This window comes from Acidithiobacillus thiooxidans ATCC 19377 (assembly GCF_009662475.1).
Taxonomy (GTDB): Bacteria; Pseudomonadota; Gammaproteobacteria; order Acidithiobacillales; family Acidithiobacillaceae; genus Acidithiobacillus; species Acidithiobacillus thiooxidans.
Genome location: NZ_CP045571.1, coordinates 46,636 through 67,764, shown reverse-complemented (window position 1 = coordinate 67,764; position 21,129 = coordinate 46,636). Strand labels below are relative to the sequence as shown.

Here is a 21,129-nt window from a genome sequence, read left to right as displayed (position 1 = left end):
GCAGTCCGCTGCTTCCTTGCGTCAGACTTTGCGGGGTATTTATGCTCTATCCGTCAGGCTGCCAGTCAGGCTGATTCCCCCATCTCTTTGAACCAGTTACTCCATCCTAAAACTGCACGGGCGAATGTTCCCCGATGCGTCGCATCGCTTCCGGCAGAAATTGCCAGGACTTTTCTATTGCCCATCCCTGTTTGATAGGACATGGCCAATTTTCCCAGACCGACAGTAATTGCTTCGTCTGCCTCACCATAATAATTGCGCGTAGGGGTTTCGATCACCCACCGATAGACCTGATTCCTATGGACAAGACGACCGAACTCCGACTGCATGAAATAATTGGGATTAAAATATTCTGAGCGGATCAAACGATGTAGATCGGTTGGTATCTTATTAAGATCACTTAGCTGCCTAGAATATAGCGCACTACAAAGATCGTAATACTTCGGATTAAAGAAAGATCTTGCCAAGCCAGGCACATCGTAATAACTTTCGTAGGCAAATGCTGACAATACAAAAATAGAATTAAGCCAGGGAGCATCATTAGGACGTGGAAAATTTAAATACCCACTCATTCCGGCAAAGAGATCAAGAGGTGCAGACGCCGTGGCTGCCGCTTTTACCGCTAGGTTTTCACGTTGCAAAAACTCGAGTAGAGCCATAGTAACAAAGCCACCTTCAGACCAACCACTCAAAAATAAATCGTTAGTCTGAACGCCACGATCAGCGAGTACGGCCTGCCCAGCACGGATCATGTCGGCACAGGCCTGTTGCTGGCTTTCCAAAACCAGGTAGCTCTCCGGCTCCTTAGATAGTCCCATGCCGAAATAATCTGCACCTATTAAAACATCACCACGACCAGCAAAAGCAGCGATCATCAACTGGGTTTCTGGTGACTGATCGGGAAACGAAGGAACCTCCTGCCTCCCATAAACGGTTCCATGCTGATATGAGATCAGTCTTGGAGTTGTTTCGGCGTTGACAGGAATTGCGACCAGGCCGGAGGCTGTCGTTGGACGATTATTTCGCTCAGGAATAACTGACGGATAAGTAACACGAAACAAATCTACCGCATTCAGTGCCGGTTTATAGTCTACTTTGAATCCAGTGAAAGCTGGTGCCTCAACGCTTAAAATATGATTAAGACGGGATACTTCCCACCGACCTATATGCTGATAAGTTATCCCCGATACTACCGGGGTCATCCTTGAATTCAATAATTCAGGCCCTTCTTGCGCCGCAGCCTGAGATATGGAAATGGTATTCGCCGCGACCGTGGCACCAACTAATGTTGCAGTTTTCATTAAAAATGAACGACGACTAAGAGAGCTTTCTTGAATTGTTTTCGGCATCAGAGTATTCCTTTATATTAAAGTTTAGTAACTATAAGACTTACGAGCCATCGCTTGTAAAAAAGCGTCATTCGTTTCGCATCTGTTAGCACCAGATGTCTATCATCCCGTATGGCGTATATAGGCTACTCTTGACTCTTTGCCACCTCAGCCCATTCACTAATCACGCCTTCCGCATGCTTACCGTATCTTGATAAGCCATGGTAGCCTCCCTTCACGCGAAGCATAAATCCAAGCCTATCTAATGCAGAGGCGGCGTATCCACCAATCCTGGAGCAATGGCGTTTACCCGAATATCGGGTCCCAGGGTTTTTGCCAGTAAACGGGTAACATGATTCAGCGCGGCTTTGCTGGCAGCGTAAGGAATAGAAGCACCTTTGGGCCGCACCCCGGCATGAGAGCTGATGTTTAACACGGATGCCGGTTGTTCATCTGTCGATGCAGCGCGCAGGTAAGGCTCGCCAAGCGCAATAAGCTGCCAGGGTGCGACCACATGGAGCTCGTAGAGGTGATGCCAGATATCCGGGGTTGCGGCCCATAAATCATCATGCGGAATCACGCTGGACGCACCCGCATTATTGACCAACACATCCAGCCGACCATAGTGCGCAACCACTTGATGGATCAGTTCACGGCGTGCGGCCTCGTCCAGAAGATCCGCCTGAAAATAATGGGCGCCCGCCAATGTCGCTGCTGCTTGAAGGCCTGCAGCTGAGGAAGCGCGGGAATGCAGGGCCACCCGATATCCGGCCTGAGTCAAACGCTGTGCAATGGCGAGACCAATGCCGGAACTCGCACCGGTGACCAGTGCGACACGCGCCCGATCAGTCATTATCGTTTAATTCCCGAGTCATAAATGGACACCTCCAGCAGATTCCCATCGGGATCCCGAAAATAGACCGAAGTAATCGGACCTGCGGCCCCAGTGCGGAGCACGGGACCCGCTTCAAGGGCAACACCACAGTTCCGGAGATGGGCGAGCAACTCGTGAATGTCTCCCTGAGCGATGAAGCACAAATCTGCTGATCCAGGAACAGGATGAGCCGCATGCGGAGCAATGGGACATTCTGCCGGATGCAGATTAATTTTCTGCTGCCCAAAAACCAGGGCGTTGCGCCCCTCGCCAAAAGTGACAGCCTGCATACCTAACACCTGCGAATAAAAGTCTATGGTTGCAGACATATCCTGCACGGTCAGCACCAGATGATCCAGTCGGTCGATTTGCATGGGGGAGTCTCGGGCAACAAAGATGGACAACTAATTTAGCAGCTGGAAACGTTGCAATATAGCGCTGGAATCACCAATACTGCATTAGTAGGCGTTTTTGCAGATGGAACGCCCATGGCCTGACCATCACTGCGACCGATCCCACGGATTGATGAGGGGCACACCCGTAGACTTAAAATCCGCGACGTTGCGCGTAAACACCGTCATGCCATGCACCAAGGCGGTTGCCGCGATGAGTGCATCGCGCTCTCCACGCTTGTCGGGTACATGCAGCCTGGCGCAGCGTTGTGCCACAGCGGTATCGACTGACAACGTGCGCCTGGAGAACTCAGGCAATACGTGCTGCTCCAGCCATGTGCGCAACAAGGCCCCCTGCGTAGCGTCCTTTCGCTCAATCGACAGCACGCCAAGCTCAAGTTCCATGATGGTGATGGCCGACACAAAGAGGTCGGTGGCATCCACACTTTCCGCCCATGCCGTCACGTTCATATCGGCCTTACCAAACCGCACCTTGCGCAATTCAGAAACCACGTTGGTATCGAGAAGCAACATCATGAAAAATCAGCCGGACGCCTTTCAATAGCCACGCGCGGCGGATCAAACTCGATGTCAGCAATACCCGGCATAGCGAGTGCATCGGCAATGTTGCGGCGCTGCTGCGTGAGCCGCTGATAATCCTCAAAGCTCATCAGCACATGGGCCGGTCGGCCTCGATCCGTGATGAACACCGGCCCGTTGTTGGCGGCCCGTTTGGCCTCGCTCGCCCTTTGGTTGAACTCGCGACTGGTTAAGGTGGTAATGGTCATGATGACACCCCGCACGCTGGATGAATGTAGAAACGTTACTACGCCGATCCAGCGGGTGCAAGCGTTTCAGAAGTTGTAACCAGTAAGCAATTAATCCACGCTCGGCAAACCGGTTCGGGTTTCGTGGGGATTTTTTGCCTCAAAGGAGTATCACTTGTTGGGCATTGCTGAGCGTTACTGAACAGACAACTGGACGTGTTTGCCTGCTCTCGCCAGCATATCCACCAACGCGTCAATGGTGAATTTGATGGCCTTCTTGTTGACTACGTCAGAAACACGCGGACGGGTCACGCCCAGGATTTCCGCCGCTTCAGCTTGCTTGAGCTGCTTCGCTTCAATCCATTCTGCCAGCTCTGTCATCAGTGAATCCTTGATGGCCAGCTTTTCAGAGATGATGCGTTGTGATTCGGCCTTCAGGGCTGCCGCTTCTTCTGGTGCAAATCCCAAGTCCGCGAACACGTTGCCGCCGACAGGGGTGATGTGCATGGATTTGGTTTCGATGCTCATTGCTTACTCCTTTCCTGGATAACAGACTTGTAACGCGCAGCCGTGATGTCCTTGTCGTGTTTGCTGGTTGAACTCGTCTTCTTCTTGAAGCAGTGCAACACATAAACCGCCTCCGGAAACTTGGCGACGTACATCACGCGGAACCAACCATCGTCGAGATTGATGCGAATTTCTTTGGTTCCCGCGCCTACCACGTCAAAGGGCTTCCAGTCATCAGGTTCAAGTCCTGCCTGCACCTGACTAAGCTGGTGTCCAGCCTCCTTGCGCGCATTAGGGGTGAAGATGTCGTCGTCCTTGATGTCTCGCAGCGAAGATCCTCGCCAGTCAATCGGTTTTTCGCTCATACACCTCCCCAACAATAATGTATCATATTTTATACACAGCGCAAGATAACTGTCTACTTGCCCACCATCAAGGCTCAGTGGCGGCTGGGCAGAGGGACGGTCATTTGGCGGATTGACTACCTGTTTGGTCTGTCGGTCCGTCATCGATAGAGCGAAATCAGCCCCCATTGCCGCAGCGATTACATTCATATCGTGCTCGCTAATGACGAAAACCCCAAAGCGGAATTGGTAGCCCCAGTTTTGTTTTTCGGCGGAGAACTCCAGCATCCCAAGGATGGGCCGAATGGGGGCTTCTTCAGCAGGGAGCCAGTACACGCCCCGTCGATAGGGTTGGAATCCTCCTCCCATATCCACCTGGTATGGATCACCGCCCAGCACGAACCCGATTGCCGTGAAAGCCTGTAATTTATTCTTACTGCCGAATTCAACAGTAGGGGAATAATAGGCAACACGATCACCGGGTTTTATGCGGCGAAGGCGTGCCGCTTTACCGTGGCAGACTTGCATAAATCCGGCGGCGCGTCCGATTCGTACATGCTCGGCGGAGACCACCGCAATCCAGTTGCGACGCATGGCTGACATTGGTTCAGGCGCTATGAAAAGTAATGTTGCGCCCATCGGGTTCCCGGATAACCACCATACGGCCAAACGGACCGTCCTGAGCAGGTGACACCACGATTGCGCCGGCCTCACGCACACTGTGCTCCAGTGCATCGACATCCTTGCACCGAAACCATATTGCGATGCCGCAGTTTTTTATAGAAGCGGATGTTGCCAAATCGGGCATCCATCGCAGCGCAAAAGCACCCAGATTCTCTTCGGTCTGCATGACAACAGCGTTGGGCCTGGCGATAGGTGCGACCTGAAAACCCAGAATGTTTTCAAAAAAGGTTTTCGATTTTTCGAGGTCTCGGACCTCCAGTGATGCAAAGCTTAACCCCAGCACTTCGTTACCAGCCATAATGTGTACCTCCTGTCAGACGTTGAGTGACCGCAGCGCCACAATAGTGGTAGCCGCTGTCAGTTTCTGTCAGTAGTGTTGCTACTGCGGAGGGATACTTTCGATTGCGCGCCATTCCTTGAGCAGAGATTGCCTACGTCGCGGGTAGCGCTAATCTTCCACGCTCAAGGCAAAGATGCGATCTGTTCGGAAGTGCCGAAATCCCTGGCGAAATTCGCACCAGGCTATGAGTATCCGGACATGATCAAAATACCCCAGTGCAAATGGCCAGACAGTCCGTTTGGTTTCTCTGTCCTTGAGATCCCGATAATGGATGGTGACCTTGTGTTCGGCGCGGATCGCCAGGCGGAGCTCAGACAAGTCAACGGCAACCGTAGGGATGGTCTTCCCCGGTCCAATCAGTAGCGCAGAAGCATCCAGCATTTCCCGCAAATCACCGGGTAAAACCGCTGCAATTTTGCTGACAGCACTCCGGGCAGCAGCACCAAGCCGTTCATCACCACGATCAGCCACCCAGCGAGCCCCAAGGACCAGTGCCTCAATTTCCTCTTTCGAAAACATCAACGGCGGAAGCATGAAGCCAGGCCATAGCACATAGCCGATTCCAGGTTCTCCCTCTATGTTCGCCCCCTGTTCCTGCAATGTCGCAATGTCGCGATAGAGCGTGCGCACACTGATCCCGAGCTCTTCAGCGAGACTCGTCCCGGTAACTGCAAATCGGTGTCGGCGCAAAATTTGAATCAGGGTAAGGAGGCGTTGGGCGCGTGACATAGGGGAAATTTCCGTCAGAAAAGTGAGATTCACGAGCGCCTTTGGGAGGCCGTGTTCCTATGCTTTACGCTACAATTGACTGGTAAATTTTCGCTGCATGGGTCGGGGTGTCAAGCACCTGATAACCCATTCGCTCATAAAACCGGCGTGCCGAATGGTTGGTGACATACGCATCCAACACCATGATTTCGCAGCCTTGCTGACGGGCATATTGTTCTACCCAGTGTTCAGTGACAAAAAAGTATCATCCTGATTGGCATGCAACTTATTGATTATGGGTCGCCGTTTGGTTGGCCTAGTGGGGTAAGTATCATCCTGAGTTGCCTATCAAACACGCCACTGACGGGGGCGCAGAACAATAAAGTGTCATCCTGATAGCAACTTAACTCGTTGATTCTTTGTCCGATACATACTTTCTTTCACGTTTTTGCTGTACTCTAGGATGATACTTTATTGTTCAGGATGAAACTATTTTGTTCGGGATGATACTTTTTTGTCCTTTAACAACATCCGTAACAGCACCTACCCGATCATTCCACCGTAACCGCCTTGGCCAGATTGCGGGGACGGTCCACATCGGTGCCTTTTACCAGCGCGGCATGATAGGCTAGGAGCTGTACCGGAATGACGTGTACCACCGGTGAAAGCAGACCGGTGTGGCGGGGCAGACGCATGACGTGAATACCCGCGCTGGCGCTGAAGTGACTGTCTGCATCAGCGAACACATACAACTCTCCGCCTCGGGCATGCACTTCCTGCATGTTTGCGGCCACTTTTTCCAGCAAACGGTCATTGGGGGCAATAACCACGACGGGCATATTGCTGTCCACCAAAGCCAGTGGGCCATGTTTGAGCTCCCCTGCGGGATAGGCTTCGGCGTGAATGTAGGAGATTTCCTTGAGCTTGAGGGCGCCTTCCAGGGCGATGGGATAATGCAGTCCACGTCCCAGAAAAAGCGCATGTTCCTTGCCCGCAAAACGTGCTGCCCAACCCTGGATTTGTGGTTCCAGATTCAGGGCATGCTGGACGCTGCCGGGAAGCTGGCGGAGAGCCTCCAGATGGGTAGCCTGGGTATCCGCATCCAGTTTGCCCTGCGCCTTGGCCAGAGAAATCGCCAGCAAATACAAAGCGACCAGTTGGGTCGTAAACGCCTTGGTGGACGCCACCCCGATTTCGGGGCCGGCGCGGGTCAGAAAACGCAGTGCCGAGGCTCTGGGGATGGCACTTTCCGCGACATTGCAAATGGACAGGGTATAGTCGTGACCCAGCTCCTTGGCCCGTTTCAGGGCTTCAAACGTATCCAGCGTTTCGCCCGACTGGGAGAGGGTCACAATGAGCTGACGCGGGTTGGGAATGGAGTCGCGGTAGCGGTATTCATGACCGAGCTCTGCCTGAGCGGGAATCCCGGCAATGCTCTCCAGCCATTGCCGTCCCACCAGGGTCGCGTAATGACTGGTGCCGGAAGCCAGAAACAGCACGCTGTTCACATCCTTGAAAATGGCTTCCGCCTGCGCTCCCCACAAATCGCCCAGATTCAACTGGCTGTTCAACGCCCCTTCCAGGGTATCCGCCAAGGCCCGGGGCTGCTCGTGGATTTCCTTTTGCATAAAGTGCCGGTACGGTCCCAAATCGACAGCGGCAGCACTGAGTTCACTCCAATGTTCTTCACGTTTCTGGGGCTGCCCCGCCTGATCGGTAATGGACAGCTTGTCCCGCTCCAACAAGGCTACGTCGCCATCATCCAGATACAGCACCCGACGGGTTACGGGCAACAGGGCGGCCACGTCCGAGGCGAAATAATGGCCTTCATCCGCAATCCCCAGCAACAGAGGGCAACCCATCCGCGCCACACAAAGCCGGTCCGGGTCTGCAAGCGACAAAACGGCAATGGCATAAGCGCCGCGCAATTCCGCCACGGTTTGCCGTACCGCTGTAAACAAATCAGGCGCTGTCTGTCGATAAAAATGGACCAGATGGGCAATGACTTCCGTATCTGTTTCGGAAGTGAATACATAACCTGCCTGTTCCAGACGGGCACGCAGGGCATGAAAATTTTCGATAATACCGTTGTGCACCACCGCAATTTGTTCATGAGACAACATGGGATGGGCATTACATTCTGCCACCCCCCCATGGGTCGCCCAACGGGTGTGACCAATGCCCAGCATGCCTTGCAAAGCCCGCTCGCTGGTTGCCGCCGTCAATTCCGCCACCCGACCCACGCTCCGCACGCGCTCCAGGCTTGGCTGCTGTCCTGGAACCTGTTGGAGCATCGCCAAACCCGCCGAATCGTAGCCGCGATATTCCAGGCGCCGCAAACCTTCCAGAATCATGGGCACCAAATCCGTCTTACTGACACCACCGACAATACCGCACATAAGCTCTGTCTCCCGAAGACGAGGGGCATCCTGCCCGCACTGAATTTATCCTGACATCAGCCCACCGGCTGGATGGTTTCCTCTTGGACCCGTTGTGCTGCCTTAGGCTACGCGCCGACTTAGCCCTTTCGTCAGGAACAGGCACACCTGCTGCCGTCAGCTTTCCTTGATTTTTCGTTGCGGGCGCTGCCAATCCGGAATGGAACGCTGGGGGCTGCGGCTGAGGGTCAACCCACCGGCGGGCACATCCTTGGTGATCGTGCTTCCGGCACCAATAGTCGCGCCGTCACCCACACTGACTGGCGCAATCAACTGCGTCGCCGAACCGACAAACACATCATTTCCGATCACGGTCTTGTGCTTGTTCACCCCATCATAATTGCAGGTGATGCTCCCTGCGCCCACATTTACTCCGGAACCGATTTCCGAGTCACCAATATAGGTCAGATGATTAGCCTTGGAACCATTGCCAATGGTCGAGGCTTTCACTTCCACATAATTACCGATATGTGCCGCCACGCCAATATCACTACCCGGACGAACTCTGGCGAATGGGCCGATCCGTGCACTAGCGCCTATACGGGCGCCTTCGAGTACACTGTAGGGCAGTACTTCTGCATCATCGCCAATTTCCACATCCTGCAGAACCACGCCCATACCGATGCGCACCCGATCTCCCAGACGCACCTTGCCGATACACAGAACATTGGGGTCCATCCAGCAATCCTGACCGCATTCCAGAGTTCCGCGAATATCCACACGCTCCGGATCCGCCAGGCGCAGCCCCTGAACCTGCAAATGACGCAGCTGCCGGCGCTGATAAATTCTCTCCAGCGTCGCCAGCTGAACCGGGTCATTGACGCCCAGGGCTTCGCTGGCATCGCTAAAAGTAAAAGGCCAGACCTCGTGATGACTGCTCCGGGCGATGGCAACCACATCCGTCAGATATAACTCACCCTGGGCATTATTGGCTGACAAGTCCGATAACCAGCCCTGAAGTGAAGCGACTGGCAATATCATCATGCCTAGATTCACTTCCCGGATAGCATGCTCTGTGCTGCTGCAGTCTTTCTGTTCACGAATGGCCTGTACCTGGCCTTGGGCGTCGCGGACAATACGACCGTAACCCTGGGCCTGTTCAAGAATGGCGGTACTCAGTCCCAGAGCGTTTTGCGGAGTTTTTGCCTGAAATGCGCGCAAGGTGTCAGCGGTGAGCAAGGGAACATCCCCATACAGCACTAGTACCCGGTCAGCACCCCGCAGACCGGGTAAAGCCGCTTTCAGGGCATCGCCGGTGCCACGTTGCTCCTGCTGATGCCACCACTGCACGGGCCACTGACTGAAATGCTCTTGAACAAGCTCAGCGCCATTGCCAATCACCACATGCAAGTGTCGCGGTTGCAAGGCCTGCGCCGTATCCAGCACATGCTCCAGTAAAGGCTTGCCGCCCAAAGCCTGCAACACTTTGGGCCGGGCAGAACGCATGCGGGTACCCTGACCGGCCGCCAACACGACAATATCGGTAATCACCTGATCCATGATCTCTTCCTCAAAACGCACAAACCCCAGTCACCATGAGCGACCGGGGTTTATGAAACCTGCCCAAAGACAGGAGCATCGCTGCTTTCGAAACTAGCGCAGCAGGCCTTGCTCGCGCAAGCGCTGAACGGCTTTCAAACGGGCAATCTGAGCCAATAGTTCACCCTGAGCTGCAGCATAATCCATCTGATCCAGATTACCGGCCAGACGCGCCTCAGCCGCCTGTTTGGCAGCAAGCGCCTTGGCTTCGTCAATATCCGTAGCCCGTTCTGCTGAATCTGCCAGAACCGTGACCACGTCCGGCTGGATTTCGAGCATGCCGCCGTTTACGAACAAATATTCGGTGTTTTCACCGTTGATAATCCGTAACTCGCCGGGACGTAATCCGGTCAGCAAGGGAGCGTGGCGCGGCAAAATACCCAACTCACCCATTTCACCGGGGGCTACCACCATGGTGGCAACGCCTTCGTAAATACTCCCTTCAGCACTGACGACCCGCACATCAATGGTCATGGCCATACCTTATCCCTGCTGCAGCTTTTGCGCCTTGGCAATCGCTTCATCAATAGTACCTACCATGTAAAAAGCCTGTTCCGGCAGATGATCATATTCACCGGCAACAATGGCTTTGAACCCGCGAATGGTATCTTTCAGTGAAGCATAGGTACCGGGGCTACCCGTGAATACTTCTGCCACGAAGAAGGGCTGGGACAGGAAGCGCTGAATTTTACGGGCTCGTGAGACCAGTAACTTGTCATCTTCGGAAAGTTCATCCATACCCAGAATGGCGATAATGTCCTGCAATTCCTTGTAGCGCTGCAGGGTCTTCTGACAGGAACGTGCCACATCATAGTGTTCCTGACCGACAATCGCCGGATCCAACTGACGACTGAAGGAATCCAGAGGATCCAGAGCGGGGTAAATACCCAGTTCAGCAATCTGACGGGACAACACCACCGTTGCGTCCAAGTGGGCAAAGGTCGTGGCCGGTGACGGATCGGTGAGATCGTCAGCAGGCACATAAACCGCCTGTACCGAGGTGATGGAACCCACCTTGGTAGAGGTGATGCGTTCCTGCAACTTGCCCATTTCTTCAGCCAGCGTCGGCTGATAACCCACTGCCGAAGGCATACGCCCGAGCAGAGCGGATACTTCCGTACCCGCCAGGGTGTAACGGAAGATGTTATCAATGAACATCAGAATATCGCGGCCTTCATCACGGAAATGTTCCGCCATGGTCAAACCGGTCAGACCGACGCGCAAACGGTTGCCGGGTGGCTCATTCATCTGGCCATAGCACAGCGCCACTTTGTCGAGCACGCCGGAATCGGTCATTTCGTGATAGAAGTCATTACCTTCGCGGGTCCTTTCACCCACACCGGCAAACACCGAATAACCGGTATGCTCAATGGCGATATTCCGGATCAGTTCCATCATGAGCACGGTTTTACCAACACCTGCACCACCGAAGAGACCGACCTTGCCGCCCTTGGCGAAAGGACAGACCAGATCGATAACCTTGATACCGGTTTCCAGCACTTCGGTGCTGGCCGCCAGTTCATCAAAGCTGGGGGCGGGGCGGTGAATGGCCTTGCGCTCTTCCGTCTGTACCGGACCCTTGCCATCGACAGGATCACCCAGGACGTCCATGATCCGTCCCAAAGTACCGTGACCAACGGGGACGCTGATGGGGGCACCCGTACGGGCAACCGCCAGACCCCGCTTCAAACCTTCGCTGGGGCCCATGGCAATACCGCGTGCCACGCCGTCACCCAACTGCGCCTGAATTTCAATGGTAAGATTTTTTTCCGTGATGACCACGGCTTCCATGATCTCCGGGACCTGCCCGCGAGGAAAGGCGACATCGATCACCGGTCCGATCACCTGGACAATGTGGCCGACGGCATTATCTTTAGCTACCGCTTCGCTCATGATTTAACCCTCAAAAAATCCAAAAATGCTGTGCTTAATCGTCAAACCGCCGCCGCACCGGCGCTGATTTCGGCGATTTCCTGTGTAATGGCTGCCTGACGGGCCTTGTTGTAAGCCAACTGCAGATCGCCCACCATCCGTTTGGCGTTGTCCGAGGCATTTTTCATGGCCACCATGCGCGCACTTTGCTCGCAGGCCAGATGCTCAATGACCGCCTGATAAACGACAGACTCCACATAGCGATGCATCAGCTTGTCGAGAACCGGGCGAGCCTCCGGCTCGTAAATGTAATCCCACATCTCCGCCGGTTTTTCGGCAGGCACTTCCGGCTTGGCTACGGGTAGCAACTGCTCCAGAGTGGCGCGTTGCAGCATGGTATTGACGAAGCGGGAAGAGACCATATAAACCACATCGACCTCACCCTTGGCGTAAGCATCGGCCATGGCCTTGATGGGTCCGATCATGTCCGCCAGATTGGGCTTGTCGCCCAGTCCATTCAGTTCAGCGACCAGATGGGCGCCATGCCGACGCAAAAAACCCAGCCCCTTGTTCCCCATGACCGCGAGATCCGAACTGACGCCCTGTTCGTGCAGGTCGTGCATTTTATGGACAACCTGCCGAAGCACATTGACATTCAGCGCACCGCAAAGGCCACGATCGGTAGTGATGACCAGAAAACCCGCTTTTTTAACGGGCCGAACCTGCATCAAAGGATGTTCATACTCCGGGTGTGCCAGCGCCAGATGGCCCAGTACTTCGCGAATTTTCTCCGCATAGGGCCGGGCAGCGCGCATCCGTTCCTGCGCGCGCCGCATCTTGCTTGCAGCCACCATTTCCATGGCGCGGGTGATCTTGCGCGTATTTTTTACGCTCTTGATCTGACCGCGAATTTCCTTGGCATTGGCCATGCTGCTCTCCTAGTACGTCGAACTGGACTTGAACTGCTTGACTGCCGCGTCGAGCTGCTTTTTGAAGTCATCGGTGAGCTCTTTTTTGTCTTCGAGCCCAGCCATCAGATCCTTGTTATTGCTGTGCAGATAAGCCAGCAAGGCCTTCTCAAAAGGCCGCACCTTGGCCACTTCCACGTCATCCAGGGCACCGCTGCTGGCGGCGAACAGGGCAACAGCCTGTTCTGCGACCGACATGGGTGAGAACTGATCCTGTTTCAGCAGTTCAGTAACCCGTTTGCCCCGTTCAATTTGTTTGCGGGTTATTTCATCCAGATCAGAAGCAAACTGGGCGAAAGCCGCCAGTTCACGATACTGCGCCAGATCCAGACGAATACCCCCACCCAACTTCTTGATGATCTTGGTCTGGGCAGCGCCACCGACGCGCGACACGGACAAACCGGCGTTAATGGCGGGACGGATACCGGAGTTGAACAAATCGGTTTCGAGATAAATCTGGCCGTCGGTGATGGAAATCACGTTGGTCGGCACGAAGGCAGAAACGTCGCCGGCCTGGGTTTCAATGATGGGCAGGGCGGTCAATGAACCGGTCTTACCCTTCACTTCACCATGGGTGAATTTTTCTACAAAATCCGTATTGACACGCGCAGCGCGCTCCAGCAAACGGGAGTGCAGGTAAAACACATCGCCCGGATACGCTTCGCGACCCGGAGGACGCCGCAGCAACAGGGAAATCTGCCGGTAGGCCCAGGCCTGCTTGGTCAGATCGTCATACACAATCAGCGCGTCCATGCCGCGATCGCGGAAGAATTCACCCATTGTGCAGCCGGAATAAGGCGCCAGATACTGCATGGCCGCTGATTCGGAAGCGTTGGCGGCGATGACCGTGGTGTATTCCATGGCGCCGTATTCTTCCAGCTTGCGGACCACTCCAGCCACGGTTGAAGCCTTCTGGCCCACCGCAACGTAAATGCAGTAAACACCCTTGCCTTTCTGGTTGATGATGGCATCCACTGCCACAGCAGTCTTGCCGGTCTGGCGGTCACCAATGATCAGTTCGCGCTGTCCGCGTCCCACCGGTACCATGGCATCAATGGATTTGACGCCGGTCTGCATGGGCTCGTCCACACTTTGACGATCCACCACGCCGGGCGCGATTTTTTCGAGAACGTCAAATTCCTTGGCATCTACCGGGCCTTTGCCATCAATGGGCTGTCCCAGGGCATTGACCACACGACCCAGTAATTCCTTGCCGATAGGAACCTGCATGACCTTGCCGGTGCATTTAACAATGCCACCTTCTTCAAGGCCGGAGAATTCTCCCAGTACCACGGCACCGACATTGTCCTGCTCCAGATTCATGGCCAGCGCATAGCGCCCGCCGGGAAGTTCAAGCATCTCGCCATACATGACGTCTTCCAGACCGTGAATGCGCAGGATACCGTCGCTCAGGCTGATGATAGTGCCCTGGGAGCGCGTCTCGACACGGCCTTCAAAGCCAGCGATGCGTGCGCGGATCAGGTCACTGATTTCCGATGGATTCAGTTGTTGCATACTTTGTTCCTCAAGACTTTAGCTGCGAAGGGTTCGGGCAAGTTGCTGCACTTGTCCACGCACGGAAGCATCTATGGTGAGATCACCCGTATGAATTACGAGACCGCCAATCAGCGAGGCATCTACCGACTCACGAAAAGCGACTTTGCGACCGCTGAAACGCTGTTCAAGCGCCGCCTGAACCGAGCTTTTCTGCTGCGCGTCCATAGCCACCGCACTGGTTACCAGAACGTCGACAATGCCTTCGTCATGGCGCAGAGCCTCAGCGAAGAGGACGGCAATTTCTGCTGCCGCTGCCCAGCGATCGTTATGCACCAGAAGAGTCAGAAAGGCCTGCCAGCCCGACTGTTCCAGAGTAACAGGAGCGGCGGCGAGCAAGGCCACCTTGTCCGCTTCCGGGCGTTCAGGGTCATTCAAAAATGCCTGGGCCTGGTCGTCTGCAACCATGGCGGTAAGCACCTGCAAAGCGTCTGCCCAAGCCTGTTGCTGACCAGACTCTTTGGCCAGCCCGTAAAGCGCCTCGGCGTAGGGTCGCGCCACCGTGATCAGATCTGCCATTTCAGATCCTCACAGTTGGCCGACCATACGGTCGATGATGTCGCGATGGGCATTCTGATCAATTTCACGATGCAGAATACGCTGGGTGCCGTCGACCACCAGCTCCACCACCTGACCACGCAGGACTTCACGGGCCCGGTTGGTTTCCACATCAATTTCTGCACGGGCTCCGGCAATAATCCGGTCGGCTTCCTCACGGGCCTTGACCTGAGCTTCTTCACGCAGCTCCACACCACGACGCTCGGCGTTGGCAATAATCTCTGCCGCCTTGTCCTTGGCCTCCCGCAGCATTTCTGCAGCGCGTTTCTGGGCCAGGGCCATTTCTTCCTTACCACGTTCAGCAGCGGCCAGCCCGTCAGCGATTTTCGCGCGGCGGGCGTCCATTACCTTACGCAGGGGACCATACATATACTTGTACAACAACACCACCAAAATGACGAAGGTGATCAGCTGTATGATCAGTGTTCCATTGATACCTACTGGATTCATGACTACCTCACTTGCAAGAGGGCCGGATCAACCGGGCCCGCATCAGCCCAGGAACGGGTTGGCGAAGAGGAACCAGAAACCGAAGGCCAGAATGATGAAGGGGAAAGATTCCATCAAGCCGGCAAAAATGAAGGTATTCACCAACAACTGGGGACGCATTTCGGGTTGACGGGTAATGCCTTCAATGGTCTTGGAGGTAATCAGACCCCAGCCAATGGCGGAACCCAGTCCAGCGGCGCCAAAAATAATACCCACAGCAATGGCTGTAGCAGCTACGATAATGGTGTGTGCGTCCATGATAACTCCTTACAAGTGTCGCAAAAGTGAAATATAAAAACTGTATTAATGATCCTGCATATTCGCCATGCCGAGGTAAACCACGGTCAACACGGTGAAAATAAACGCCTGCAGGACAATGATCAAACTTTCAAACAGGGACCAGACCGTACCCATCACCAGTTCGCCCCACCAGGGCAACATGGCCAGCAGCAAAAATACCAGCTCGCCGGCAAACATGTTGCCGAAAAGTCGCAGCCCCAGGCTTAACGGCTTGGTGATTTCTTCGATCAGGGACATGATGATGTTCATCGGAAACAGCCAGATACCGAAGGGATGGGTCAGGTAGGTCTTGAAGTAGCCGAAACCCTTCACCCGCAAATTGGTGGCAATCATCACCAGAAATACCGTGATGGAAACGCCGAGGGTGGTGTTGAGGTTGACGGTCGGGGTTATCCGAAATTCTGGAATACCAAACCAGTGCGCAATAATGCCGGGCAAGTAGGCAGGGATGACGTCCAGGCTGTTCATCAGCAGTATCCACAAAAATACCGTGATGGCCATGGGTGCAATCAAGGGGTCCTTGACCGGGAAACTGCCCTGGACCAGATCATCAATAAAATCGACGACGCCTTCCAGCCAGTTTTGCATGCCGCTGGGGGTACTGGTCTGCAATTTTGCGCCGACTACCATGCCGGTAATGACCAGAATGGCCGCCATGATCCAGCCCATGACAATGGTGTCCAGATCAAACGTCCAGAAACCGGAACCGATAGTCCAGTTGACGAGATGATGGGCGATATCGCCTGAAGCCACACTTAACTCCTTTGCCTGATACGTTCCCGCATCAGAAATGCCAAAAATACGAAATGGGCCAGCAAAAACCCGGCAACCAACCCGATAACAGGCAGATGCAGCCAGAAAATTGCCAAGATGAGACCCAGAATGGTGATGATCCAGCGCTGCAACACCGCCCCACCCAGCCGCCGTGCGGCAAGATGCGTAGAAGCGGGGAGCGCGATCAGGCGACCACCCAGGATGAGCATGTTGATTACGCCCAAAAATGCCGCAAAAAGCAGTGCGTAGGCTTCTTGTCGTCCCCAGAGCCATGCCAGCAAGGCAGCCAGGAACAGGGCCAACGTCAACACTGTCGCAGTGACTCGCCCTACATAGGACGAGAAGTTCACCATGCCCATTTGTTTTTCTTGCTCTTTCAATGGGCAAAACTCAAATACAGGCGGAGTCTAAACACGCAGATGCCCAGCGTCAAGAGTGATCCATCAGCTTTCGTCGTCATTGAGCGATACGCCCAGACGTTTCAGGAGCATGGCCTCCTGCTCCGGACTTTCCCAGCGAATACGCAGTTCCCCCCCCTGGCCACGGGCGCGCAAATCCACACCAAGTCCCAGACTGGATTGAATCAGTGCTTTGAGAGCGGCCGTGTTGGGGTCCGGTTCCGGCAGGGGTGCTGGCGGATTCAGGTCTTTTTGAGCCAGCTTTTCGGTGGCGCGGACGCTCAGGTTTTCCTGGACCACTTTTTCGGCCAGAACCTGTTGCCGCTCGTCACTGAGGGTCAACAGGGCGCGGGCATGTCCGGCACTGAGGGCACCACTTTCCACGTGCGGATGCAACGCGGGACAAAGGCGCAAGAGCCGGAGCTGGTTACTGATGGCCGCCCGCGAACGTCCCAGCGTTCCGGCCAGCGCTTCGTGGCTGAGGCCAAATTCATCCAGCAAGCGCTGCAGAGCCTGGGCTTCTTCCAGCGGATTCAGATCCTGACGTTGTATATTTTCGATGATGCCGATGGCCAGGGCCTGCTCATCGCCACAATCGCGGACTACCGCAGGTATTTGGGTCAAACCCGCCAGTTGTGCGGCACGCCAGCGGCGCTCGCCGGCAATGATTTCATAGCGACCGCCGCCCACGGCGCGCACCACGATGGGTTGCACCACTCCCTGATGGCGTATGGACTCCGCCAATTCCTGCAGGGATTCCTCGGCAATCACGCCGCGCGGTTGGTAACGACCACGCTGGAGCAGATCGACCGGGATTTCCCGCATGGATCCGGTACCCGAATCTTCATTGGCAAACAGTGCATCGAGACCCCGACCCAAACCCACTCGCTTCATTTTGGCCCCTCCCGTTGCAGGAATTCTTTGGCCAAACCCTGATAGGCCAGGGAACCCGCGCAGGAAGGATCGTATTCCAGAGCAGCGCGGCCAAAGCTGGGGGCTTCGGCAAGGCGAATATTGCGGGGGATAACCGTTTGATAGAGCTTATCCGGAAAATGCCGTTCCAACTCCTGACCGACCTCCGAGGAAAGACGGTTGCGGTTGTCGAACATAGTCCGCAACAGGCCATCCACTTCCAGATGAGGGTTCAGCTGGGCGCGCACCCGCCGGACGGTATTCAGCAACTGCGTGAGGCCTTCCAGGGCATAATATTCGCATTGCATGGGAATCAGCACACGGTTTGCCGCTACCAGGGCATTGATGGTCAGCATATTCAGGGCTGGCGGGCAATCAATGAGGACATAATCAAAGCCCGACGCCTCGGCCAAAGCTCTTTTCAGATGCTGTTCACGATCTGCGCGCGGGTAGATTTCCACTTCGGCCCCGGCCAGATCGGGGCTGGAGGGTGCGAGAAAAAGTCCGGCAGGGGATACTGCATGCAGCACCGCGCAGAGCGGTAATTCCCCCAGCAATACGTGATAAATGCTGCTCGCCGTATTACCCACCTGGCCCAACCCGGTGCTGGCATTGGCTTGCGGATCCAGATCAACCAGCAGCACCCGCTTGCCCGTCTGGACAAGTCCGGCAGCCAGATTGACGGCAGTCGTGGTTTTTCCCACGCCACCTTTCTGATTGGCAACAGCAACGATGCGCATGTTTTGGGGTGATTTCCCGATGAAGTCTACAATCGCGCAAGAATACCCTGTCAGCTCGCGGGGGGCTAGGGCATCTGCAGCGGATTCGTCCAAATCAAGAGCTTGCGCAGGGGTGAACCCGGTACCTGCAAGTCGTGACAACGCAGCTCCAGCGCAGCCGCGCGGGGCCAATCGGCCAGCTCTTCTTCGACACCGGGCCCCTTCATAGCCAGCACCCTGCTCTGCGGACCCTGCAGATGGATGGTCATTGCATCCAGGCGCGCGAGAGGGGCGGTAGCGCGGCTGATGAGGATGTCTGGCAACTTTTCAGGCTCGTATTTTTCGCTGGTCGTGGGGACCACCTGCACATGGCTCAGGCCGAGCTCGGCCAGCACACTGCGCAAAAAAGCCACGCGCTTGCTGGCGGGCTCCACCAGCGTAAAGGCCTGAGTGGATCGGCAAATGGCCAAGGGGATTCCCGGCAAACCCGCACCACTGCCAATATCTGCCACCCGCCCGGCATCCAGAAAAGGCAGCACGGCAAGACTGTCCAGCAGATGACGGGAGATCATTTCGAGCGGGTCGCGCACGGCGGTCAGATTGTGGGTACTGTTCCAGCGCTGAAGGAGTAACACATACTGAATCAGCAACTGGCGCTGATCGGGATGAACTGAATCCAGTTGCATGAGCGCAAGACCGGCGTCCAGAGCCTCGGCCAGTGGTTCTGGCAGGGCAGAAGCGGACGGCATCAGCCTGCCTGCAGCAAGCTGCGGCGTTTCACGTGAATCAACAACAGCGACACGGCTGCCGGAGTGACGCCCGGAATGCGGCTGGCCAGACCAATGGTTTGCGGACGCTGGCGACTCAGGCGTTGCCTGACTTCCGTGGACAACCCGCGCACCGAGGCATAATCCATGTCCTCAGGAATGGCCATGCCCTCCCAGCGGACGGCCCGCTCAATTTCGTCCTGCTGCCTGGCAATGTAACCCGAATATTTGCACTCAATCTCCAACTGTTCGCTGACACGTGGGTCCGCACAAACCGGGATGTCCAGAGCCGTCGTCAGGCTGGCGTAATCCCAATCCGGACGGCGCAACAATTCCAGCGCGGTTACGTCCCGGTTCAGGGCCTGACCCACATGCGCGGCAACCCGCTGCGCTGCTGCATCTTCGGGGCGAATGCGCACACTCTGGAAACGCCCGCGCTCGGCTTCCAGATCATCCTGTTTGCGGCTGAAGCCCGCCCAGCGTGCATCATCCACCAACCCAAGTTCGCGACCCTGCGGGGTCAGGCGAATATCGGCATTATCTTCACGCAATTGCAGGCGATATTCGGCCCGGCTGGTAAACATCCGATAGGGTTCATCCAGCCCCCGGGTGACCAGATCGTCCACCATTACGCCCAGATACGCCTCATGACGCCCCGGCACCCAGGCAGACTGTGACCGCGCCCGCCGTGCGGCATTAAGGCCCGCCAGCAGGCCCTGTGCGGCGGCTTCTTCATAGCCGGTGGTGCCGTTGATCTGGCCGGCACAAAAAAGTCCGGGCAGGCGCTGGCTTTCCAGACTGGCGTGCAAATCACGCGGATCGAGAAAATCGTATTCAATGGCATAACCCGGACGCAGCAAAACGGCATTTTCCAGACCGCGCATGCTCCGCACCAAATCCACCTGCACGGGAAAAGGCAAACTGGTGGAAATGCCGTTGGGATAGACTTCGTGCGTATCCAGTCCTTCAGGTTCGAGAAATATCTGGTGCGAGGTTTTTTCGGCAAAGCGCACCACTTTGTCCTCAATGGAAGGACAGTAGCGCGGCCCTACGGACTGAATGTGCCCGCCATACATGGCCGACTGGTGCAAGTTGGCGGCAATGATTTCATGGGTGCGCGCATTGGTGTGGGTGATATGGCAAGCGCGCTGGGGGATATCCACCTGCCGGGTCATGAAGGAAAATGCGGGGAGTGGATCATCTCCGGGCTGGGCTTCGAGCACGCTATAGTCGATGCTGCGTCCATCAATGCGGGGCGGCGTGCCGGTTTTCAGACGGGCAACCGGAAAAGCCATTTCCCGCAGGCGCAGGGACAGGGCGTTGGATGGCGGATCGCCTGCCCGTCCGGCCGCATAATTCTGGTCACCCATGTGCACGCGCCCGCCGAGAAAAGTCCCGGTAGTCAAAATCACCTGACCCGCACGCAGCTCCAGGCCGGTTTCCGTGCGCACACCGGCCAGATGCCCGTTTTCCATTAACAAGTCGCCCGCCATGCCCTGAAACAATTGCAAATTGGTAATGTTTTCGAGAAGACGACGCACTGCGCGTTTATACAAACTCCGGTCGGCCTGGGCGCGGGTCGCCCGCACCGCTGGCCCTTTGCTGGCGTTCAGGGTCCGAAACTGGATGCCCGCCTGATCAATGGCGAGGGCCATGATGCCCCCCAGGGCGTCGATTTCCTTGACCAGATGCCCTTTGCCAATACCGCCAATGGCCGGATTACAGGACATCTGCCCAATGGTATCGAGATTCTGGGTCAGAAGCAGAGTACGCACACCCAAACGGGCTGCGGCAGCGGCAGCCTCGGTGCCGGCATGACCTCCACCGACAACAATGACATCAAATTCGTTTTGCATCCGCTGATTATCCGCGCCCGGGGGTGGTTTTTGCAATATCC

General features: G+C 55.6%; 24 protein-coding genes and 1 pseudogene. All 25 read right to left on the bottom strand.

Features of this window, described 5'->3' with window-relative positions:
- Window positions 1-65 precede the first annotated feature (65 nt).
- Window positions 66-1,349: an alpha/beta hydrolase family protein gene (locus GCD22_RS00320; RefSeq protein ID WP_024894512.1), complete on the bottom strand. Its 1,284-nt coding sequence runs from the start codon at window positions 1,347-1,349 to the stop codon at window positions 66-68.
- A 241-nt stretch (window positions 1,350-1,590) separates the two neighbouring features.
- Window positions 1,591-2,181 (bottom strand): SDR family NAD(P)-dependent oxidoreductase, encoded by a 591-nt coding sequence (locus GCD22_RS00315; protein ID WP_081577511.1) that lies wholly within the window; start codon window positions 2,179-2,181, stop codon window positions 1,591-1,593.
- Window positions 2,181-2,576, bottom strand: coding sequence for a VOC family protein (locus tag GCD22_RS00310; RefSeq protein WP_024894510.1), 396 nt, complete (start codon window positions 2,574-2,576; stop codon window positions 2,181-2,183). The genes GCD22_RS00315 and GCD22_RS00310 overlap by 1 nt, the downstream gene beginning before the upstream one ends.
- A gap of 126 nt (window positions 2,577-2,702) precedes the next feature.
- Window positions 2,703-3,131, bottom strand: a complete 429-nt coding sequence (locus GCD22_RS00305; RefSeq protein ID WP_024894509.1) for a type II toxin-antitoxin system VapC family toxin — start codon at window positions 3,129-3,131, stop codon at window positions 2,703-2,705.
- Entirely contained in the window at window positions 3,128-3,382 is a 255-nt protein-coding gene (locus GCD22_RS00300) for a type II toxin-antitoxin system Phd/YefM family antitoxin (RefSeq protein ID WP_024894508.1), read from the bottom strand. The genes GCD22_RS00305 and GCD22_RS00300 overlap by 4 nt, the downstream gene beginning before the upstream one ends.
- A gap of 174 nt (window positions 3,383-3,556) precedes the next feature.
- Window positions 3,557-3,889, bottom strand: a complete 333-nt coding sequence (locus tag GCD22_RS00295) for a helix-turn-helix domain-containing protein (RefSeq protein ID WP_010640808.1) — start codon at window positions 3,887-3,889, stop codon at window positions 3,557-3,559.
- Window positions 3,886-4,815 (bottom strand): type II toxin-antitoxin system RelE/ParE family toxin, encoded by a 930-nt coding sequence (locus GCD22_RS18105; RefSeq protein WP_198926363.1) that lies wholly within the window; start codon window positions 4,813-4,815, stop codon window positions 3,886-3,888. Before GCD22_RS18105 ends, GCD22_RS00295 begins: the two co-directional genes overlap by 4 nt.
- Before the next feature lie 4 nt (window positions 4,816-4,819).
- Complete coding sequence (locus GCD22_RS00280) at window positions 4,820-5,194, bottom strand: VOC family protein (protein WP_010640811.1); 375 nt, start codon at window positions 5,192-5,194, stop codon at window positions 4,820-4,822.
- 150 nt (window positions 5,195-5,344) lie between these two features.
- Complete coding sequence (locus GCD22_RS00275) at window positions 5,345-5,998, bottom strand: helix-turn-helix transcriptional regulator (RefSeq protein WP_211371678.1); 654 nt, start codon at window positions 5,996-5,998, stop codon at window positions 5,345-5,347.
- 31 nt (window positions 5,999-6,029) lie between these two features.
- Window positions 6,030-6,176: pseudogene (locus tag GCD22_RS00270) on the bottom strand (GNAT family N-acetyltransferase); the annotation flags it as partial.
- Window positions 6,177-6,495: 319 nt separating this feature from the next.
- Window positions 6,496-8,343, bottom strand: coding sequence for a glutamine--fructose-6-phosphate transaminase (isomerizing) (gene glmS / locus GCD22_RS00265; protein ID WP_024894410.1), 1,848 nt, complete (start codon window positions 8,341-8,343; stop codon window positions 6,496-6,498).
- Between the two features lie 156 nt (window positions 8,344-8,499).
- Entirely contained in the window at window positions 8,500-9,873 is a 1,374-nt protein-coding gene (glmU, locus tag GCD22_RS00260; protein WP_153940891.1) for a bifunctional UDP-N-acetylglucosamine diphosphorylase/glucosamine-1-phosphate N-acetyltransferase GlmU, read from the bottom strand.
- A gap of 102 nt (window positions 9,874-9,975) precedes the next feature.
- Window positions 9,976-10,401 (bottom strand): F0F1 ATP synthase subunit epsilon, encoded by a 426-nt coding sequence (locus GCD22_RS00255; RefSeq protein ID WP_010640819.1) that lies wholly within the window; start codon window positions 10,399-10,401, stop codon window positions 9,976-9,978.
- Window positions 10,402-10,404: 3 nt separating this feature from the next.
- Complete coding sequence (gene atpD / locus GCD22_RS00250; protein ID WP_010640820.1) at window positions 10,405-11,814, bottom strand: F0F1 ATP synthase subunit beta; 1,410 nt, start codon at window positions 11,812-11,814, stop codon at window positions 10,405-10,407.
- Window positions 11,815-11,855: 41 nt separating this feature from the next.
- Window positions 11,856-12,722: a F0F1 ATP synthase subunit gamma gene (gene atpG / locus GCD22_RS00245; protein WP_024894408.1), complete on the bottom strand. Its 867-nt coding sequence runs from the start codon at window positions 12,720-12,722 to the stop codon at window positions 11,856-11,858.
- 9 nt (window positions 12,723-12,731) lie between these two features.
- Window positions 12,732-14,276: a F0F1 ATP synthase subunit alpha gene (atpA, locus tag GCD22_RS00240; RefSeq protein ID WP_031572784.1), complete on the bottom strand. Its 1,545-nt coding sequence runs from the start codon at window positions 14,274-14,276 to the stop codon at window positions 12,732-12,734.
- Window positions 14,277-14,294: 18 nt separating this feature from the next.
- Window positions 14,295-14,834 carry a F0F1 ATP synthase subunit delta gene (locus tag GCD22_RS00235; RefSeq protein WP_024894406.1) on the bottom strand — a complete coding sequence of 180 codons (540 nt, stop codon included), beginning with the start codon at window positions 14,832-14,834 and terminating at the stop codon, window positions 14,295-14,297.
- A gap of 9 nt (window positions 14,835-14,843) precedes the next feature.
- On the bottom strand, window positions 14,844-15,323 hold the full coding sequence (gene atpF, locus GCD22_RS00230) for a F0F1 ATP synthase subunit B (RefSeq protein WP_081577509.1): 480 nt from the start codon (window positions 15,321-15,323) through the stop codon (window positions 14,844-14,846).
- Window positions 15,324-15,365: 42 nt separating this feature from the next.
- Complete coding sequence (gene atpE / locus GCD22_RS00225; RefSeq protein WP_009561114.1) at window positions 15,366-15,620, bottom strand: F0F1 ATP synthase subunit C; 255 nt, start codon at window positions 15,618-15,620, stop codon at window positions 15,366-15,368.
- Window positions 15,621-15,665: 45 nt separating this feature from the next.
- Window positions 15,666-16,415, bottom strand: coding sequence for a F0F1 ATP synthase subunit A (gene atpB, locus GCD22_RS00220; protein WP_024894404.1), 750 nt, complete (start codon window positions 16,413-16,415; stop codon window positions 15,666-15,668).
- A 2-nt stretch (window positions 16,416-16,417) separates the two neighbouring features.
- Window positions 16,418-16,816: a hypothetical protein gene (locus tag GCD22_RS00215; protein WP_244947546.1), complete on the bottom strand. Its 399-nt coding sequence runs from the start codon at window positions 16,814-16,816 to the stop codon at window positions 16,418-16,420.
- Window positions 16,817-16,879: 63 nt separating this feature from the next.
- The gene (locus GCD22_RS00210; RefSeq protein ID WP_024894402.1) at window positions 16,880-17,728 is read right to left on the bottom strand and encodes a ParB/RepB/Spo0J family partition protein; all 849 of its coding nucleotides are present in this window, start codon (window positions 17,726-17,728) and stop codon (window positions 16,880-16,882) included.
- Window positions 17,725-18,486: a ParA family protein gene (locus GCD22_RS00205; protein WP_153940329.1), complete on the bottom strand. Its 762-nt coding sequence runs from the start codon at window positions 18,484-18,486 to the stop codon at window positions 17,725-17,727. The genes GCD22_RS00210 and GCD22_RS00205 overlap by 4 nt, the downstream gene beginning before the upstream one ends.
- Before the next feature lie 65 nt (window positions 18,487-18,551).
- Entirely contained in the window at window positions 18,552-19,214 is a 663-nt protein-coding gene (gene rsmG / locus GCD22_RS00200; RefSeq protein WP_065974962.1) for a 16S rRNA (guanine(527)-N(7))-methyltransferase RsmG, read from the bottom strand.
- Window positions 19,214-21,088 (bottom strand): tRNA uridine-5-carboxymethylaminomethyl(34) synthesis enzyme MnmG, encoded by a 1,875-nt coding sequence (mnmG, locus tag GCD22_RS00195; RefSeq protein WP_065974966.1) that lies wholly within the window; start codon window positions 21,086-21,088, stop codon window positions 19,214-19,216. Before mnmG ends, rsmG begins: the two co-directional genes overlap by 1 nt.
- Window positions 21,089-21,129: the final 41 nt, after the last annotated feature.

Coding starts and splice junctions, on each gene's coding strand:
- GCD22_RS18105 (WP_198926363.1), bottom strand. CDS start 4,815: ATGTCAGCCATGCGTCGCAACTGGATTGCGGTGGTCTCCGCCGAGCAT.
- GCD22_RS00315 (WP_081577511.1), bottom strand. CDS start 2,181: ATGACTGATCGGGCGCGTGTCGCACTGGTCACCGGTGCGAGTTCCGGC.
- glmS (WP_024894410.1), bottom strand. CDS start 8,343: ATGTGCGGTATTGTCGGTGGTGTCAGTAAGACGGATTTGGTGCCCATG.
- GCD22_RS00255 (WP_010640819.1), bottom strand. CDS start 10,401: ATGGCCATGACCATTGATGTGCGGGTCGTCAGTGCTGAAGGGAGTATT.
- GCD22_RS00295 (WP_010640808.1), bottom strand. CDS start 3,889: ATGAGCATCGAAACCAAATCCATGCACATCACCCCTGTCGGCGGCAAC.
- mnmG (WP_065974966.1), bottom strand. CDS start 21,088: ATGCAAAACGAATTTGATGTCATTGTTGTCGGTGGAGGTCATGCCGGC.
- atpA (WP_031572784.1), bottom strand. CDS start 14,276: ATGCAACAACTGAATCCATCGGAAATCAGTGACCTGATCCGCGCACGC.
- GCD22_RS00205 (WP_153940329.1), bottom strand. CDS start 18,486: ATGCGCATCGTTGCTGTTGCCAATCAGAAAGGTGGCGTGGGAAAAACC.
- atpF (WP_081577509.1), bottom strand. CDS start 15,323: ATGAATCCAGTAGGTATCAATGGAACACTGATCATACAGCTGATCACC.
- GCD22_RS00210 (WP_024894402.1), bottom strand. CDS start 17,728: ATGAAGCGAGTGGGTTTGGGTCGGGGTCTCGATGCACTGTTTGCCAAT.
- atpE (WP_009561114.1), bottom strand. CDS start 15,620: ATGGACGCACACACCATTATCGTAGCTGCTACAGCCATTGCTGTGGGT.
- GCD22_RS00320 (WP_024894512.1), bottom strand. CDS start 1,349: ATGCCGAAAACAATTCAAGAAAGCTCTCTTAGTCGTCGTTCATTTTTA.
- rsmG (WP_065974962.1), bottom strand. CDS start 19,214: ATGCCGTCCGCTTCTGCCCTGCCAGAACCACTGGCCGAGGCTCTGGAC.
- GCD22_RS00300 (WP_024894508.1), bottom strand. CDS start 3,382: ATGACCATTACCACCTTAACCAGTCGCGAGTTCAACCAAAGGGCGAGC.
- atpG (WP_024894408.1), bottom strand. CDS start 12,722: ATGGCCAATGCCAAGGAAATTCGCGGTCAGATCAAGAGCGTAAAAAAT.
- GCD22_RS00235 (WP_024894406.1), bottom strand. CDS start 14,834: ATGGCAGATCTGATCACGGTGGCGCGACCCTACGCCGAGGCGCTTTAC.
- GCD22_RS00310 (WP_024894510.1), bottom strand. CDS start 2,576: ATGCAAATCGACCGACTGGATCATCTGGTGCTGACCGTGCAGGATATG.
- atpD (WP_010640820.1), bottom strand. CDS start 11,814: ATGAGCGAAGCGGTAGCTAAAGATAATGCCGTCGGCCACATTGTCCAG.
- GCD22_RS00280 (WP_010640811.1), bottom strand. CDS start 5,194: ATGGCTGGTAACGAAGTGCTGGGGTTAAGCTTTGCATCACTGGAGGTC.
- GCD22_RS00305 (WP_024894509.1), bottom strand. CDS start 3,131: ATGATGTTGCTTCTCGATACCAACGTGGTTTCTGAATTGCGCAAGGTG.